The sequence below is a fragment of the Rhizobium ecuadorense genome, assembly GCF_001187535.1.
Taxonomy (GTDB): domain Bacteria; phylum Pseudomonadota; class Alphaproteobacteria; order Rhizobiales; family Rhizobiaceae; genus Rhizobium; species Rhizobium ecuadorense.
The window spans coordinates 1-218 of sequence record NZ_LFIO01001629.1 but is presented as its reverse complement, the minus strand read 5'-3'; the positions used below and the strand labels follow the sequence as shown (position 1 = coordinate 218).

At 65.6% G+C, this 218-nt stretch carries 1 protein-coding gene; it reads left to right on the top strand.

Annotation, left to right across the window (positions count from 1 at the left end; all coding sequences use genetic code 11):
* Window positions 1-218, top strand: a 218-nt coding sequence (locus AF337_RS41260) for a glycosyltransferase (RefSeq protein ID WP_152971303.1), incomplete at both ends; no start/stop codon positions are given.

Below are 218 nucleotides of genomic sequence, written 5' to 3'. Positions count from 1 at the left end.
CTGCGCGACAGGCTGCAGCTGGGAAGCGGGCCGATCTTCCTCAGTGTCGGCGGCATCGAGGCGCGAAAGAACACCCTTGGTATTCTCGAAGCCTTTCGTCAGGTCCGCGCCATCCGGCCGGATGCCCAGCTCGTCATTGCCGGGGGCGCCTCGCTCCTGGACCATGGCGACTATCAGGAAGAGTTCCGTTCTTGCCTCGCCTGCCTCGGTCGGGACGC